The organism is Mucilaginibacter pankratovii (genome assembly GCF_014773265.1).
GTDB lineage: Bacteria > Bacteroidota > Bacteroidia > Sphingobacteriales > Sphingobacteriaceae > Mucilaginibacter > Mucilaginibacter pankratovii.
In genome coordinates, this window is sequence record NZ_JACWMY010000003.1 from 449,156 (window position 1) to 463,637 (window position 14,482).

Annotated in this window: 13 protein-coding genes; 6 read left to right on the top strand and 7 right to left on the bottom strand. The window is 46.7% G+C overall.

The annotated features are described in order from the left end of the window. Positions 1–4: 4 nt before the first annotated feature. The 3 genes from IDJ77_RS07710 to IDJ77_RS07720 form a co-directional block, all read right to left on the bottom strand. The gene (locus IDJ77_RS07710; protein WP_191188359.1) at positions 5–1,738 is read right to left on the bottom strand and encodes a GMC family oxidoreductase; all 1,734 of its coding nucleotides are present in this window, start codon (positions 1,736–1,738) and stop codon (positions 5–7) included. Between the two features lie 39 nt (positions 1,739–1,777). Further along, positions 1,778–2,443 (bottom strand): 3-keto-disaccharide hydrolase, encoded by a 666-nt coding sequence (locus IDJ77_RS07715; protein ID WP_191188360.1) that lies wholly within the window; start codon positions 2,441–2,443, stop codon positions 1,778–1,780. A 255-nt stretch (positions 2,444–2,698) separates the two neighbouring features. Beyond that, positions 2,699–3,724: a hypothetical protein gene (locus tag IDJ77_RS07720; RefSeq protein ID WP_191188361.1), complete on the bottom strand. Its 1,026-nt coding sequence runs from the start codon at positions 3,722–3,724 to the stop codon at positions 2,699–2,701. Between the two features lie 176 nt (positions 3,725–3,900). On the opposite strand from IDJ77_RS07720, the gene IDJ77_RS07725 reads away from it, so the two are divergent. From IDJ77_RS07725 to IDJ77_RS07735, 3 genes are all read left to right on the top strand, one after another. After that, positions 3,901–5,133 carry a DEAD/DEAH box helicase gene (locus IDJ77_RS07725; protein WP_191188362.1) on the top strand — a complete coding sequence of 411 codons (1,233 nt, stop codon included), beginning with the start codon at positions 3,901–3,903 and terminating at the stop codon, positions 5,131–5,133. An 84-nt stretch (positions 5,134–5,217) separates the two neighbouring features. Continuing rightward, complete coding sequence (locus IDJ77_RS07730; RefSeq protein WP_191188363.1) at positions 5,218–6,093, top strand: TIM barrel protein; 876 nt, start codon at positions 5,218–5,220, stop codon at positions 6,091–6,093. Between the two features lie 156 nt (positions 6,094–6,249). Continuing rightward, positions 6,250–7,386: an alpha/beta hydrolase gene (locus IDJ77_RS07735; RefSeq protein WP_191188364.1), complete on the top strand. Its 1,137-nt coding sequence runs from the start codon at positions 6,250–6,252 to the stop codon at positions 7,384–7,386. A 66-nt stretch (positions 7,387–7,452) separates the two neighbouring features. Here the strand turns inward: IDJ77_RS07735 and IDJ77_RS07740 are convergent, their stop codons facing one another. Continuing rightward, on the bottom strand, positions 7,453–8,799 hold the full coding sequence (locus IDJ77_RS07740) for an MFS transporter (RefSeq protein WP_191188365.1): 1,347 nt from the start codon (positions 8,797–8,799) through the stop codon (positions 7,453–7,455). A 138-nt stretch (positions 8,800–8,937) separates the two neighbouring features. Here IDJ77_RS07740 and IDJ77_RS07745 point away from each other — a divergent pair, with 138 nt between their 5' ends. After that, the gene (locus tag IDJ77_RS07745; protein ID WP_191188366.1) at positions 8,938–10,749 is read left to right on the top strand and encodes a PAS domain-containing sensor histidine kinase; all 1,812 of its coding nucleotides are present in this window, start codon (positions 8,938–8,940) and stop codon (positions 10,747–10,749) included. 14 nt (positions 10,750–10,763) lie between these two features. Here the strand turns inward: IDJ77_RS07745 and IDJ77_RS07750 are convergent, their stop codons facing one another. The 3 genes from IDJ77_RS07750 to IDJ77_RS07760 are packed head-to-tail and all read right to left on the bottom strand — an operon-like array spanning position 10,764 to position 13,057. Beyond that, positions 10,764–11,543, bottom strand: coding sequence for a molybdopterin-dependent oxidoreductase (locus IDJ77_RS07750; RefSeq protein WP_191188367.1), 780 nt, complete (start codon positions 11,541–11,543; stop codon positions 10,764–10,766). After that, a complete protein-coding gene (locus tag IDJ77_RS07755) occupies positions 11,533–12,231 on the bottom strand; it encodes a cytochrome b/b6 domain-containing protein (protein WP_191188368.1) in 699 nt (232 codons plus the stop codon). The genes IDJ77_RS07750 and IDJ77_RS07755 overlap by 11 nt, the downstream gene beginning before the upstream one ends. 25 nt (positions 12,232–12,256) lie before the next feature. After that, a complete protein-coding gene (locus IDJ77_RS07760) occupies positions 12,257–13,057 on the bottom strand; it encodes a DUF1223 domain-containing protein (RefSeq protein ID WP_191188369.1) in 801 nt (266 codons plus the stop codon). A gap of 381 nt (positions 13,058–13,438) precedes the next feature. Between IDJ77_RS07760 and IDJ77_RS07765 the strand changes: the two genes are divergently transcribed. Together IDJ77_RS07765 and IDJ77_RS07770 are read left to right on the top strand one after the other, a co-directional pair. After that, positions 13,439–14,017, top strand: coding sequence for a sigma-70 family RNA polymerase sigma factor (locus tag IDJ77_RS07765; RefSeq protein ID WP_191188370.1), 579 nt, complete (start codon positions 13,439–13,441; stop codon positions 14,015–14,017). Position 14,018: 1 nt separating this feature from the next. After that, entirely contained in the window at positions 14,019–14,294 is a 276-nt protein-coding gene (locus IDJ77_RS07770; protein ID WP_191188371.1) for a hypothetical protein, read from the top strand. Positions 14,295–14,482: the final 188 nt, after the last annotated feature.

Consider the following 14,482-nt stretch of genomic DNA (forward strand, 5'->3'; position numbering starts at 1 on the left):
TGCGTTATACGTTAAGTTTTTTACGTTGAGCCAAAATATATTCCGCGGTGCGCATGCTCAGGGCCAGGATGGTCCAGGTAGCGTTTTTATCGCCCTGCTGTACAAACGGGGCGGCATCCACCACAAAAAGGTTCTTACAATCGTGCGCCTGGCAATATTTGTTCAGGGCCGATTTTGATGGGTCATCGCCCATACGGATGGTGCCTACCTCGTGGATGATCTTGCCCGGTGCTTCTAAACCGTAATTGGTTTCGGGGCCTTGCTTGGTGCCGTGTATGGCGCCCATGTTGTGCAATACCTCCTCAAAGGTATCCTGCATGTGTTTGGCCTGGTTTATCTCGTCGGTGGTCCAGTTGTAATGGAAACGCAGCACCGGGATGCCGAATTTATCAACCACGTTAGGGTCTATCTCGCAATAGTTATCGGCGCGCGCTATGGCAGTACCACGGCCGGCCATGCCCACTTGTGTGCCGTAAAAACGGCGGTAATCATCTTTTAGCGAAGCGCCGTAGCCGCCTGCTTCTTTTGGTTTGCCATCCCTATCGGGCACCATTCCGTTCATTTTATGCATGCCGAAGCCGAAACCATACGACGGCATGTGCAAGCCGCCACCGTATTCGATGTGGTAGCCGCGGGGGAAATTTAGTTTTTTATTATCCAGCCACCATGGTGAGTAGATGTGTACGCTGCCTACGCCGTCTTCGTTGTAACGCTTGCGATCCAGTAGTTGCGGCAGAAAACCTCCCGCGCTGGAACCCGTAGAATCATGCAAATATTTACCAACCACGCCGCTGCTGTTGGCCAAACCGCCCGGGTGGGCACTTGATTTGGAATTGAGCAGGATGCGTGCAGATTCGCCCGCGCTGGCGCCAAGCACCACCGTTTTGGCGTTTACCTGATACTCCTGCATGTCCTCTTTATTTACGTACGATACGCCGGTTGCAAGGCCATCCTTATCGGTAAGGATCTCGCGCACCATGGCGTTGGTGATCACCTTTAAATTGCCGGTTTTTATAGCCGGGATAACCAGGCAGGATGATGCCGAGAAATCACCGTAAATTTTACAGCTGCGGCCGCATTGCCCGCAGAAGAAACAGGCACCACGATCTTTATTACCCGGTAAAGCCTCGGTAAGTACCGAGCCACGGCCCGGGATAACTTTTACACCAGCCTTGCGCGCGCCTTGTGTGATGAACAGTTCGTTTAAACGCGGTTTTGGCGGCGGAAGGAAAATGCCATCCGGTTCGTTCTCTAAGCCTTCTTTAGTGCCATAGATGCCTATCAGGCGGTCGACTTTATCGTAAAAAGGTTTTACGTCGTCGTAGGTTATCGGCCACGGATCGGTAAGTCCGTCCGTAGGCTGAAAATCCTGCGGACCCATTCTTAGCGAGATGCGGCCCCAGTGGTTGGTTCGGCCACCGAGCATCCGCGAGCGGAACCAGTAGAATTCAGTTTTATCTTTTGTGGTGTAGGGTTCGCCATCAATGTCCCATCCGCCAAAGGCGGCATCAAAATCGCCGAAGGGGCGGGTACTGCTCGCACCCCTGCGCGCCGATTCCCAGGGCCAGCGCAGTTGCTGCGAATCTTTCTGAGGGTCGAAAAAAGGGCCGGCTTCCAGTAGTAAAACTTTAACACCCGCGTTGGCCAGCACGTATGCCGCCATACCGCCGCCCGCGCCCGAGCCTACCACTACCACATCGTAAGTAGTGCCCGACTTTTTGATCTGCAAATCTTCCATTGAAAAAATATTTCGCTTATGGGTTGATGAAGCCGCGGCTTATAATTGTTTTAATTTGATGTTTTTGTAAGCTACAACAGCGCCGTGGCCCTGCAAAGCAATGTGGCCTTTAGGGTATTTTGCAAAGCCTTCCCATGTTTTAAATTTGCTGTTGTTCAGCATTTCTGTCCACTCCGGGCTGCCTATTAGTACGTTAACAGTTTCCACGCCATTCAGCCAAAAGGTAAGCTGCCCATTCTGTTTACGTATTTTTACTTTATTCCACTCGCCTGCCGGTTTTGCCGCGGTGGCGGGTGCCGGTTTCATATCATATAAGCTACCTGCCAAATGGCTCGGCTTTTTATTGTCTTCTGCTTTTACGTTATCTAAAACCTGCATCTCAACGCCGGTAAGGTAGGTAGCGTTTAACGATGGATCCTCGTGTACGCCAAAAATGATACCGCTGTTACCGCCCTCGGCAATTTTCCAGTCGATAGTTAATTCATAGTTTTCGTATTCGCCGTCGGTAAGCAGGTCAGATGCTTCGTGCGATGTTGGATCGAGCTGCAAAGCTCCATCTACAACACTCCATGAGCCTGCGCCGGTTTTGTTATAAGCGTGCCAGCCGGTGGTGGTTTTACCATCAAATAATTTAACTTCTTTTTGCGCCGAAGCGGTATAGCTAATGGCCGATAAAGCTAAAGCGCTTAAAATTAATTTTTTCATAGTGATTCGTTTTAGCAGCGCGGTATGCCTGCTTTTTTGTTATTGTTTGGGTAGTAAAAGTAATATTTATTTTGGTTGATGCTACTTTAACGCTTAATCAATCAAAAAAATTACAGTGGGGGAAGAGACGCAGGCAAAATGCTTAAGAAGCCTCACCCTGCCCTCTCCAAAGGAGAGGGTTTAAGAATTTTTTTCAAGTCCTCTCCTTTGGAGAGGATTATTTCATGAGGGCTTCGCCGTTTAGGTGAGGCGAACCTATCTGTTCAGTAAAAACGAAAGCCCAGAAGCCAACCCGATCATGCCGTAGCCGTAGCTGCTTTGGAAAGAGATGTTATAATCGTCCTGCCCGCGATAGCCGCCACCTGCCATAACCGACACATCCTGCAGGAACGGTAAATGATAATAATATTTAAGGCTCACGTTCAGTCGTTTTTTGAGATTCTGTGCATTGTAATTATTGTACTTATCGGCAATGTAGGTAAAATCAAACTGCAGGCGCTGCCAGTTGGCAAACAGTTTATGGCCGTTTCTGATGGGGTCTTCGTAAGCTTTGGCCAGGTTTATCATATAGGTGCCGTTTACCCGTATCCAGCCGTAATGGCCCGGCAAGCCCTCGGCGGCACCTAATCCAAACAGCCCGCTATGCACTTCCAGCCCGATGGTTTTGTATTGGTTGATAACCATATTGGGTTTATCGGTGCGCTTGCCCACGGTATAATTAAGCGTATAAAAATTGGTAGAGAACTTGCCGCTATCTACATTAAAGCTACCATCAGGCAGCTGGGTGGGCCCGCGTACACCGTTAGAGTGATGAGTATAACCACCCGATAAAAATTTCGGGTTATAAACATTATTGTTCAGGCGATAAAATAACTGGATGCCGGGTATATAGCTGGGTGATTTTACCGGCGCACCAGGCGTATTCAGCAGCCGGATCTTCACCCGGGTAAAGGCGTTTACAAACAGGCGCGATTTGGGTGTATTGTACACCACAAAATTGCCTACCACATCGGCAACTAACTGGGTTTTTATGGGTTGAAAAAATTCCTGCCCGAAGAACGATGAACGGAGGTTTTGTACATAGATATCGTTAAAGTCGCGGTTGATGAGGCGGCAGGCTATCAGCGAGGTGATGGTATCCTGGCGTATAGGTACGCCATTAACTAAAATGGTATCTGCCATTGTGCTGGCATAATTGGCGAAGCTTTTTGCCGGTGCGATGGATATTAAAAAAACCAGGGCCAAAAATATTTTAGAACGGAAAATAGTAAAGGGAAGCATTATGACGAGTTAACGGGGGCGTAAAAAAATTAATTATTGCAAATTAAGGTTGCAACAACGTATGGAATGATGGTATTTTTGTCATCAATCCAAAACAGACTTAATACTGACATTATGATATTTACGCCTTTTTAAAAACAAAATGCATACCTTGCATAATTTACTTACAACATATAGTGACTTTTCAGGATTTTAATTTCAACGAACAATTATTAGAAGGCGTACTAAGCATGGGTTACACCAAGGCTACCCCCATACAGGAAATGACCATCCCGGTTATTATGAATGGCGACGACCTCATCGCCTGTGCCCAAACCGGTACAGGTAAAACCGCATCGTATTTACTACCGGTTTTAAATTTTATAGCCAACGCTAACACTCATCAAACTACGGCCTTAGTGCTTGCCCCAACGCGCGAGCTTGCACAGCAGATAGATCAGCAGGTAGAAGGGCTTGCCTATTTTACCGGCATCAGCTCGCAGGCCGTTTTCGGCGGCGGCGACGGTATGGCTTACGAGCAGCAGCGCCGCGGCATCCAAAACAGCGTAAATATTATTATTGCTACACCAGGCAGGCTGATAGCCCACCTTACATCGGGCGTGCTTAAATTCAACCATATTACCCATTTGGTTTTAGACGAAGCCGACCGGATGCTGGATATGGGTTTCAGCGATGATATTATGCGCATCATTAGCTACCTGCCTAAAAAACGCCAAACGCTTTTGTTTTCGGCTACGATGCCGGGCAGGATCCGTAATCTGGCTAAAGCTATTTTAACCGACCCGCAGCAGATCAACATCGCTATATCGCAGCCCGCAGCCGGGATAGATCAACAGGTTTACCGCCTGCACGACGGGCAAAAAACACCTTTACTTAAAATGCTTTTAAAAGATGGCGGCTACTTAAGCTCCATCATCTTCGCATCCCGTAAGGAAATTGTAAAGTCGCTTTATAAAGAATTGAAGCAGGCGCATTTGAATGTTGCCGCATTCCACTCAGATCTGCAGCAGAACGAGCGCGAAGAAATTCTGCTCCGCTTTAAAAACAAACAACTACCGGTTATTATTGGTACCGATGCCTTATCGCGCGGTATTGATGTGGAAGGGATAGACCTGGTTATAAATTACGACGTACCCGGCGATGCCGAGGATTATGTACACCGTATAGGCCGTACTGCACGCGCCGCAACAACCGGCACCGCAATTACCTTTGTGAACGACCGCGACCTGAAGAAACTGAAGAGCATTGAGCAGTTGATAAGCCGCGAAGTAGCCCAGAAGGAATTGCCCGAAGAACTGAAAGGCATTGAGCATGTTGCACAGGAACGCCCGCATGGCGGCGGTCGTAACGACCAACGCCGCAGGCTAAGTCGCTATAAAGGAAACAAGCCGCGCCCGGCAGCTAATTAAACCTTATAAAATTTGTATGGTCTATTTGATTTGTAATAGTGAATGCGTTACTTTTACACAACAAACCAATTAAACAACCGTACCATGACTTCCAGACGTTCTTTCCTCAAAACCTCAGCGGTATTGGGTACCGGGCTATTAATGGCCCCGAACTTATACGCCCGCAATAAAAAAAACATAGGTATACAACTATATACCGTGCGCGATGCTATGGCAAAAGACCCGGTGGGTACTTTAGCTAAAATTAGCAAAATAGGCTTTAACACCGTAGAAGGCGCTACCTACACAGGTACCCAAAAGTTTTACGGCATGGAACCTGAAGAGTTTAAACAAGTTTTAAGTGATAATGGGCTTAAAATGGTAAGCGGGCACTACATGCTTGGCGATGGCATGCCGAATGCTAAAGGCACTATTGCCAACGAATGGCAAAAAGCCGTTGACGATGCAGCTGCCGTAGGTTTGAAATATATGGTATGCGCTTATTTGCTTGATGGCGAGCGCGGCAACCTCGCAAACTATAAATTAACTGCCGATAAATTAAACGTTGCGGGCTCCATCTGTAAAAAATCGGACATACAGCTTTGCTACCATAACCACGATTTTGAATTTAAACAGGAAGACGGCAAATACCCATACGAAATTTTATTGAGTGCTACTGATAAAGACAAGGTAAAGATGGAGATGGATATTTACTGGATCTATCGCGCCAAGCAGGATCCTATTAAACTCTTCAACGAAAATCCGGGTCGTTTCCCGCTGTGGCACGTAAAGGATATGGATAACACCCCTAAACAAATGTTTACCGAAGTGGGTAACGGTGTTATTCCGTTTAAAGATATTTTTAAGCACGCAGGTAAAGCTGGTTTAGATTATTTTTTTAACGAACAGGATGTTTGCCCCGGCGATCCGTTTGATAGCATCACCAAAAGCTACTCTTACATTAAAACTAACCTGGTATAACTACAGGCTTAACAATATGATAAAGCCGAACCCGAAAGGCGTTCGGCTTTTTTGTGGGATGATTTTTTTAATTCCCCCTCTTCTTTCCGAAGGAGAGAACTTTGAAAAAGGCAGCGAATGGATCGTAAGCCATTATTTATTTCTCAAAACCGGCGCATGATCAGGCTTATTATAATCATTGTACTCTTCCTTATTTCGTTGTTAGCGGTGTTTAGGGCACCGGCCTATTATTTATGGCTGCTGGCTGTTGGTGTAACCGAGTTCCCTTTGCTATTCGCCGGGATAACATCTGTAGTGCTGATAGCCGGTATTTGGTTTCAAAAATACCAGGCGGCATCAACCGCCATTGGTGTACTGGCGCTGGTTTTATTCCTCTCACCAATTGCGCGCTCTTATATCGTTGCTTCATCGCTAAAAAAAGATTTTGAAACAGCTTTTGGCCCTGGCAGCGCCAATATCCATGGCGATAGTACACAGGCTCCCTTCAGTTTTTTTAAACTGTTTAAGACCAAGCCGGCGCTTGCCTATAAAACCCTGGTTTATAATACAGGTAAAGATGCTCCGCTGAGCCTTAATTTTTACCCATCGGCCATCAGCGGTAAAAGGCCCTGCATCGTATCGGTGCATGGCGGCTCCTGGGCAGGCGGTGATAACTCCGAACTGCCCGAACTAAACAGCTACCTGGCACAGCAAGGCTACAATGTGGCCGCCATCAACTATCGCCTGGCGCCCAAATACCAAACACCTGCACCTGTTGCAGATGTTGCCGAAGCATTTGCCTATCTTAAAGCACACGCCGATGAATTGCATATAGATACCAATAATTTTGTATTGCTCGGCCGCTCGGCAGGCGCCCAGATCGCTATGCTATATGCCTATACCCGGCCGGAACCCGGCTTAAAAGGCGTGATAGATTTTTATGGCCCTGTGGATATGGTTTGGGGGTATGCACTCCCATCCAGTAAATGGATCATGGATTCTCGAAAGGTTATGGAGAATTATATTGGCGGTGCTTACCCCGCCGTGCCGCAAAAGTATATTGCCTGTTCGCCCATAGAATTTGTAAACAGGCAAACGGTGCCCACCCTATTGCTGCATGGCGATAATGATGTGTTGGTATCGCCGGGGCATAGCGCCAGGCTGGTTAAAAAACTTACGCAAAATGGGGTTAAATATTATTTGCTGCAGCTACCATGGGCCACGCACGGTTTCGATTATAATTTATACGGACCTAGTGGGCAGTTATCAACCTACGTGGTAGAACGTTTTATAAATACGGTTGTTGAAAAGTAGCAGTTATGAGTGGCGGTGGCAGCTATAAATAGCGGTGGTCTTTTATAGCAAAACAACTTGCAACTGCTACTTAATCTCCCTCCGCTCTCTAAACCGGCTAAAGAAAACAATGGCCAGCAGGCAAAGCACACATCCGCAGATACCATTCAGGCGAAGGCCATAATCGTTGCCCGGGTCTTTACCATAAACGGTGAGGAAAGCAAACAGCGCTATACCCAGCGTTTGCCCCAGTTTTACGAACAAATATTTTACGGCGAAGAACATTCCCTCCCTGTTTTCGCCGGTGCGCCTGGCATCGTTCTGAGCAATTTCGGCAAGGATGGCGTTCGGTAAAATACCCAGCGAGGCGAGCGGGAAGGAGGCGCTGAGCACAAGCGTGTAGATCTGCACTTTCGGGTCGATAGGTACCTTTCCTAAGAAAAATATCGCCACAAAAATTAAACTCAACAAACCAAAGGAGAACAGCACGATGGGCTTTTTACCTATCTTTTTAGATAGATAATTCACCAGGGGGTAAAACAACAGGGAAGTAAGCACCATCGAGCCCATTAGTACGCCGCCCATAGATTCGGGCAGGTTTAGCAATACGGTGATAAAAAACAACAGGCCGCTGGAGATAATGCTCAGCGCCATGTAATAAGAAAAATCGGAGATGAGGTAATACTTAAAATTCCGGTTCTCGAAGGTTTTTTTGATAGCCGGCAGCAGCGGTAAATGCGTAGGCTTGCTGTTAGAATATCGTTTTTCTTTGATAGCCAGCACCGGTACCAGCATCACCAGGCCCGAGAAAAAAGCAAGCCCCCAAATGGTGTATTGCACGGCAGTATCACGGTCGGTAATGTGGAGGGACTTTTCTACCACATCGGCAAAGTTGTTCACCAATGCGGAGAGGATAATACCAATTACAAAGCCAACCTGCTGCAGCGAGGATAGTTTTACCCGCTCGGCACCGGTATTGGTAAGCTCGGGCAGCAAGGCATTATAGGGGATAATGTATGCCGTAGCACCCATAAAGAAAAACACCAGCGTTGCTGTAAGCCACCAGGCGTTGTGTACACTGAGGCCTTTTACCCAGGGATAAAAAGTGAGCGCGCAAAACACAACGGCGGGTAAAATGGCCCATTTCATATACGGGATGCGGCGGCCGCGTTTGTTATTGCTTTTATCGCTGAGCGAGGCGATGAAGGGATCGAAAAAGGCATCAACCAGCCTGCCCGAGGCGGTAATGAGCGAGAGGATATTGATTACCCCAAAAAGCAGAAGTTGCGGTATAAGCGGCCTTAGCCCCGCGTTGTTTGGCGGCAGGTAAAAATAGGGCAGCATTACAATAATAATGTTGGTCATTGTGCTCCAGCCTATCATTCCGCAGGCATAAGCTATTTGTTTAGAAAGAGGCAGTTTAGCGGGCAGCATTACCCTGCAATATGCAAATAAATAAGCGGGATAAAAAACATCCGGAGGGCCCTATACGTATACAGCTTTATTACTTTGTTTGTATCTTACGTGGGCATAATCGCGATATGATCTACCTTCAAAACTAAACCATGGCTAATGACCGCAGGAAAGTTTGACATTTTATTTTATTCGGGCGTACAACCCATGTGGGTGTTTGATGTAGACTCGTTGAGGATAATTGACGTGAACAGCGCCGCCATAAGAAGGTATGGCTTTACTAAAAAAGAGTTTTTAAGCAAAACTATTCTGGATTTGCGCCTGCCCGAGGATGTTCCGTTGGTGATAAAAGTGCTGCCCGATATCCGGGGCACCAAAACCAGGTACAGGGAGTTTAAGCACGTAGCCAAAAACGGCAGAATCCTGAACGTGGAGATCATGTCGTACCCGTTTGTTTATAATGATCTTAACGCGAGGCTGGTTGTGGCGCAAAATATCGACGAAAAAAAGGAGATATTGAGCCGCCTGGATTTCACCGAGTTTAAGCTGGAACAGATCCTGGAAGAAACCAAGATCGGCTTCTTTCAGTTAGACTACCACTCGCGGATTATTTATTGGAATCAGGCATCCGAAAGGTTGATAGGCTATAAGCGCGAATACGTAAAAGGCCATAATTTATGGGATGTATTCCCCGAATTGAAAGGTTCTGATTTTTACCACCATTACGAATGGGCGCTTCAAAAACTGGAGGGTGTGCAGTTTACAGAATACTTTTGGCCGGTGCAAAGGTGGTTTAGTATTGATATATACCCCGTGGCCGATGGCATTATTGTAACCATAAACGATGTTACCAGCAAACAGCGCATGGAAGAGAGGCTGCTCGAAAAAATAGAGCAGATGTCGGAACTGTCGTTCTTGAATTCTCATTACATCCGCAAGCCCATTGCCAGCTTGCTTGGCCTCACCAGCCTGTTTAGCGAGGGGCTTTTGGCGCCCGATGAAATAGCCGACACGCTGCAGCTCATCCGCGACTGCGCCCTCGAACTGGATGATATTGTTAAAAGTGTAAACACCAAGGCGAATTATAATGATGAACCGACCGATCCCGAATACGAGATGGGCGATTTTTCGCTGAACGGGCTTTTAAATGAAGTTGCCGCCAACCTGCCTAACGCTGCAACGCATAAAGTGATCCTGAAAAAGAAAACAGATTTTATTTATTATGGCAACCGTAAAAGTATAGCGGTTGCGATTACAAGCCTGGTGAAAAACGCCATAAAATTCTCCCCTAAGGCTAACCGGGTAGTTATCGACAGGCAGATCATAGATAACAACCTCGTATTATCTGTAAGAGATTTCGGGGAAGGAATAGATCAGAATTTGATCAACAAAATATTTTTAAGCTTCAGCAAAAAAAGTGTGGCGCGCGAGCTGGGTTCGGGGTTTTTAAAGATCATTGAGGCAGCAAACAAACACAACGGCGGCATTTGGGTAGAAAGTATTCCCGGCAAGGGCACAACATTCAGCATGAGGTTTCCGCTATCAAACATCTCCAAAGTTAAGCCAAAGGGAAAGCACGCATCGATATTTAAAAACCAGGGGCTGGAGATCGATTACGATGAGGCGGCCGGCTGCATCCTGGCCAATTGGAAAGGCTTCCATAGCCTGCACTCGGTAAAAACAGGCTGCATTAAATTGCTGGAGGCTCTGTCGGCATACAACTGCAGTAAGATACTAAACGATAACACCAATGTATTGGGTACCTGGGATAATGCGGTTGATTGGGTGGTAAAGGATTGGTTCCCGCTGGCCGAAGCAGCCGGATTACGATATATTGGCTGGGTGTATTCTCCAAGCACCTTCAGCCGCCTTTCGGCAGATCTTACCATTAAAAAATCCACCGGCGACATTACTCACAAAACCTTTGATAAGATAGAGGAAGCAAGCGACTGGCTTAAAACCATCCAGTAGCCTGCTCACCTAAATTAAAGGCCCGAATAGTAATCATACCCGCTGCGCGCCCAGTAATCGGGTGGGCGGGTATTGCTAAAGGTAATGCTGCCTATTCGTTTCAGGTTTTTAATGCCGTATTTTACCGGGATGATCAATCTTAGCGGTGCACCATGGTTCATGGGGATGGGCTTGCCGTTCATCTCATAAGCCAGTATGGTTTGAGGGTGTATAGCGCTGGGCATATCCAGGCCTACCTGGTAGGCTTTATCGGGTGTCATCAGGCCCATATAGTCCACCGTGGTTTCCTCTGCAAGGCCAAAGTGCTCCATAAAATCTATCATTTTTAGGCCACCCCAGTATTGGATTTGGTCCCAGCCTTCAACGCACTTAAAATCGTATACAATTTCGGTTTTGGGCAGGGCCTTTATCTGTTCGATGGTAATATTGAGCACTTCGCCGGTATGTTTTATTACCTGCAGCTTCCAGTCCTCAATAACAAAACCGCCTTTTACGCCAATATCGCTGTTATGCCGTACGTTTTTGGCGGCCATGGATTTGGGGTAGGTTTTTACCAAATGGTTATTGCTGAAAAAATTACGCATAGCCAGTTCGGTTTTGTTTAATGCCCGGCGCAGAGGCGCCTTGGCGCCTGCCGTAACGCCGGCCACTTCTTTTGGGGCGGTGTACAGCCATTGCCAGCCTTTCCACGCCGCGATGCCCATCACGCCAAACACACCGAAGGAGATAAAATTACGACGCTTTATCTTTTGATCGATAGTAAGCTCTTTTTTGGGTTTCTTGTTATTTTCCATCTTCGGCAGGGGTTGAGGGGGTTAAAGCTTTTGGCTCTTCGTTCACAATTTCGAAGCCGGAGATCACCGAGCGGAAGTTGTTCCAGCCGGCCAGAACAACCTGTACAATGTGGATCAGGAAGAAGAACACATAACCTATCGTCAGGGCAAAATGCAGGATACGGGCCAGGTGATAACCCCCGCATAGCCAGGTAATGGTGGCAAACTGCACCGGCTTATAAATGGCCAGCCCGGTGATGAGCGAGCCGAAACCCATCACAATAATGGCGGTGTAAGCAATTCGTTGGGCGGCGTTATACTTGTTTTGCGGCGGCGCCATTTTACGGATGTGCAGATCGTGCAGCAGCACCAGCCAGGCCTCTTTAAACGATTTGCGTTCGGGCAGCAGTTCGCGCCACGAACCGGAGATGATGGTGTATAAAACATATACGATTCCATTCAATGCGAAGAACCACATAAACAAAAAGTGGAAAGCCATCCCTTCCGACAGGCGTTTGGAAAAATGGAAATAATCGTAAAACCCCTGCGGGAAGAATTTGAAATACGTATGGCCGAAGATGGTGATGTTGTATACATCGTTACTCCAGTAGATAAGCATCCCGCTCCATATCATAATGGTGAGGATGGGGAAGTTCACCCAGTGCGTCCAGCGCATCAGCAGCGAATGTTTTTCTTTTATGGCTTTCATTTGTGGGAGGTAATAGGGTCAAAATTTAATTACTTGCGCTCATGGATGGGAACGCTGCGCGCCCTGCAGCCAGGATCCCGCCATTCTGCGTGTTCTGCACAAAGGCAATTACTTCGTAATTCTGCGCGGTAAAATTCTTTGGCAAATCGATGTTTGCCTCGCCGGTTTTATTGCCGTTTAAAGCGATGCTTTTGATTTTGGTAACGATCTGCACGTGCGACAGAGTGCGCCCGCCATTCTCGCCCGCTTTAACTACGGTTGTGGCATTCTTCTCTATCAGCGCCAATACCAATGAGGTGTTTGCACCTGCAGCATCGGCATTGTATTTAAGAGTGGCCTGGCTGTTATTCGCCTTTAGTCCATCCAAAGTCAATTCGGTTTTACCTACTTTGCCAATACCTGCGCTGATGGCATTACGCAAAGTGCCCTCCTGCGAGCCTACAAACTCTTTGCGCCCGTTTACAATTACCTGCGGCGTATAAACCGAGCTGAGGTTTAGCCAGTTGGCATAAATGTTTTGCCTGCGCGAATAATCGGCACTGCTAAAAACGTCTTTCCAGCCCAGGCGGTTCCAGTAATCTACATGGTAGGCCAATATATAAACGGGTTTACCCGCGCTTTCTTTCTCTATTTTGGCAACTACCGCGTCTGCCGCCGGGCAGCTGCTGCAACCTTCGGATGTAAAAAGCTCTACAACCCCGAAGCCTTTGCCTTCAAAAGCCGGCTTTGCCGCTTTCACAGCTGGTTTTGCATTCATAAACGCTACCAAAGCTAAGCCCGCGGTAACCAGGATGGCGACGGTTGATAATATCTTTATGGTTTTCATATCCTTTATTTTACCCGCTTAGTAGCGGTTGGCGTATTATCCTTACAAATAAATTTAAATTATAATTGCTCCGTTTATGCTTTAACTTAACGCAAGTTCTGAGATGACATTTTTAGACAGGGCCAGGGATAAAAATTCGTATAGCCTCACCTAAACGGCGAAGCCTTCATGCAATAATCCTCTCCAAAGGAGAGGACTTTAAATGCAGAAATGATGCAAATAAGCCCTTCTCCAAAGGAGAAGGGTTGGGATGAGGCTACTTTGTGCTTAGCCCGAACTCGAATTAATTTATATACGTAACTAATTGCAAAATAATTGTAAATCTCGCTGTAAGGTTTTACATATCCTAACGACAAAGCCATTGTTTAAACGACAGATGAAATGATATCACCTCCCACAGATCATCAGCTCGACCCTAAGAACTGGGTAAAAGCTTATGCCGATTACCTGTACATGTACGCCATTACCCGCGTTAACGATGAGGAACAGGCGCAGGACCTGGTACAGGAAACTTTTTTAGCCGGCTTAAATGCCATGTCCCGGTTTGAAGGGAAAAGCAGCGAGCGTACCTGGCTAACGGCCATATTGAAGAATAAAATAATTGATGTGTACCGAAAAAGATCCTCGGGTTTAAAAACACGGGAGCTTGCCAACGCCGAAGGTGAGGTAGATGATTTTTTTAATGGGCACGACGGGCACTGGAAAGAGCAGTATGCCCCGCAACCCTTTGGTATAGATAATTACGACCCACTGGAAGGCAAAGAATTGAATGGTATACTAAAAAAGTGCATGGAGAAACTGCCCGCCCTTTGGCAATCGGTTTTTACGATGAAGCACCTGGATGATGAACCCACTGATGCCGTTTGTTCCGAACTGAAAATAAGCGCAGCCAATTATTGGGTAATTATCCATCGTGCAAAACTTAACCTGAGGGCCTGCCTTCAAAAAAACTGGATCTGATATGAGCGCATTAAAAGCAATAATATATAACTGCCGCAAAGCAACCTATCTTACCGATAAGCGGATGGCCGGGAAAATAACATTTAAGGAACACATTGAATTGCGGATACACCTATATGGCTGCGCGGCCTGCAGGCTGTACGTAAAACAAAGCGGAAAAATAAATGAGATGATAAAAGCGCTGTTGAAAAGCCCCGCCGCTAATAATATCCGTTTAGATGACGATTTTAAAAACCGCATGCAGGTAACCATAAACGATGAGTTGAATAAAAATTAAAACTTGTAAGGTTTGCTTTACCTGCCCGACAAAGCGGGAAAGCTTACGACAATTGGGAGGTTGTTTTTGCTTTTTGGGAAGGGGGCATTTTGCCCCCTTCCTTTTTAATACAGCTTTACTGTAACTAAATAACTATTTTACTAATTTGCTCAAGTTAACCCCGGTTAGCTTTGAGCTTTTTTTATTCT

What these genes read in the sequence shown, in the direction of transcription:
- IDJ77_RS07710 (WP_191188359.1), bottom strand. Translation starts at nt 1,738, where the DNA reads ATGGAAGATTTGCAGATCAAAAAGTCGGGCACTACTTACGATGTGGTA.
- IDJ77_RS07715 (WP_191188360.1), bottom strand. Translation starts at nt 2,443, where the DNA reads ATGAAAAAATTAATTTTAAGCGCTTTAGCTTTATCGGCCATTAGCTAT.
- IDJ77_RS07720 (WP_191188361.1), bottom strand. Translation starts at nt 3,724, where the DNA reads ATGCTTCCCTTTACTATTTTCCGTTCTAAAATATTTTTGGCCCTGGTT.
- IDJ77_RS07730 (WP_191188363.1), top strand. Translation starts at nt 5,218, where the DNA reads ATGACTTCCAGACGTTCTTTCCTCAAAACCTCAGCGGTATTGGGTACC.
- IDJ77_RS07735 (WP_191188364.1), top strand. Translation starts at nt 6,250, where the DNA reads ATGATCAGGCTTATTATAATCATTGTACTCTTCCTTATTTCGTTGTTA.
- IDJ77_RS07740 (WP_191188365.1), bottom strand. Translation starts at nt 8,799, where the DNA reads ATGCTGCCCGCTAAACTGCCTCTTTCTAAACAAATAGCTTATGCCTGC.
- IDJ77_RS07745 (WP_191188366.1), top strand. Translation starts at nt 8,938, where the DNA reads ATGACCGCAGGAAAGTTTGACATTTTATTTTATTCGGGCGTACAACCC.
- IDJ77_RS07750 (WP_191188367.1), bottom strand. Translation starts at nt 11,543, where the DNA reads ATGGAAAATAACAAGAAACCCAAAAAAGAGCTTACTATCGATCAAAAG.
- IDJ77_RS07755 (WP_191188368.1), bottom strand. Translation starts at nt 12,231, where the DNA reads ATGAAAGCCATAAAAGAAAAACATTCGCTGCTGATGCGCTGGACGCAC.
- IDJ77_RS07760 (WP_191188369.1), bottom strand. Translation starts at nt 13,057, where the DNA reads ATGAAAACCATAAAGATATTATCAACCGTCGCCATCCTGGTTACCGCG.
- IDJ77_RS07765 (WP_191188370.1), top strand. Translation starts at nt 13,439, where the DNA reads ATGATATCACCTCCCACAGATCATCAGCTCGACCCTAAGAACTGGGTA.
- IDJ77_RS07770 (WP_191188371.1), top strand. Translation starts at nt 14,019, where the DNA reads ATGAGCGCATTAAAAGCAATAATATATAACTGCCGCAAAGCAACCTAT.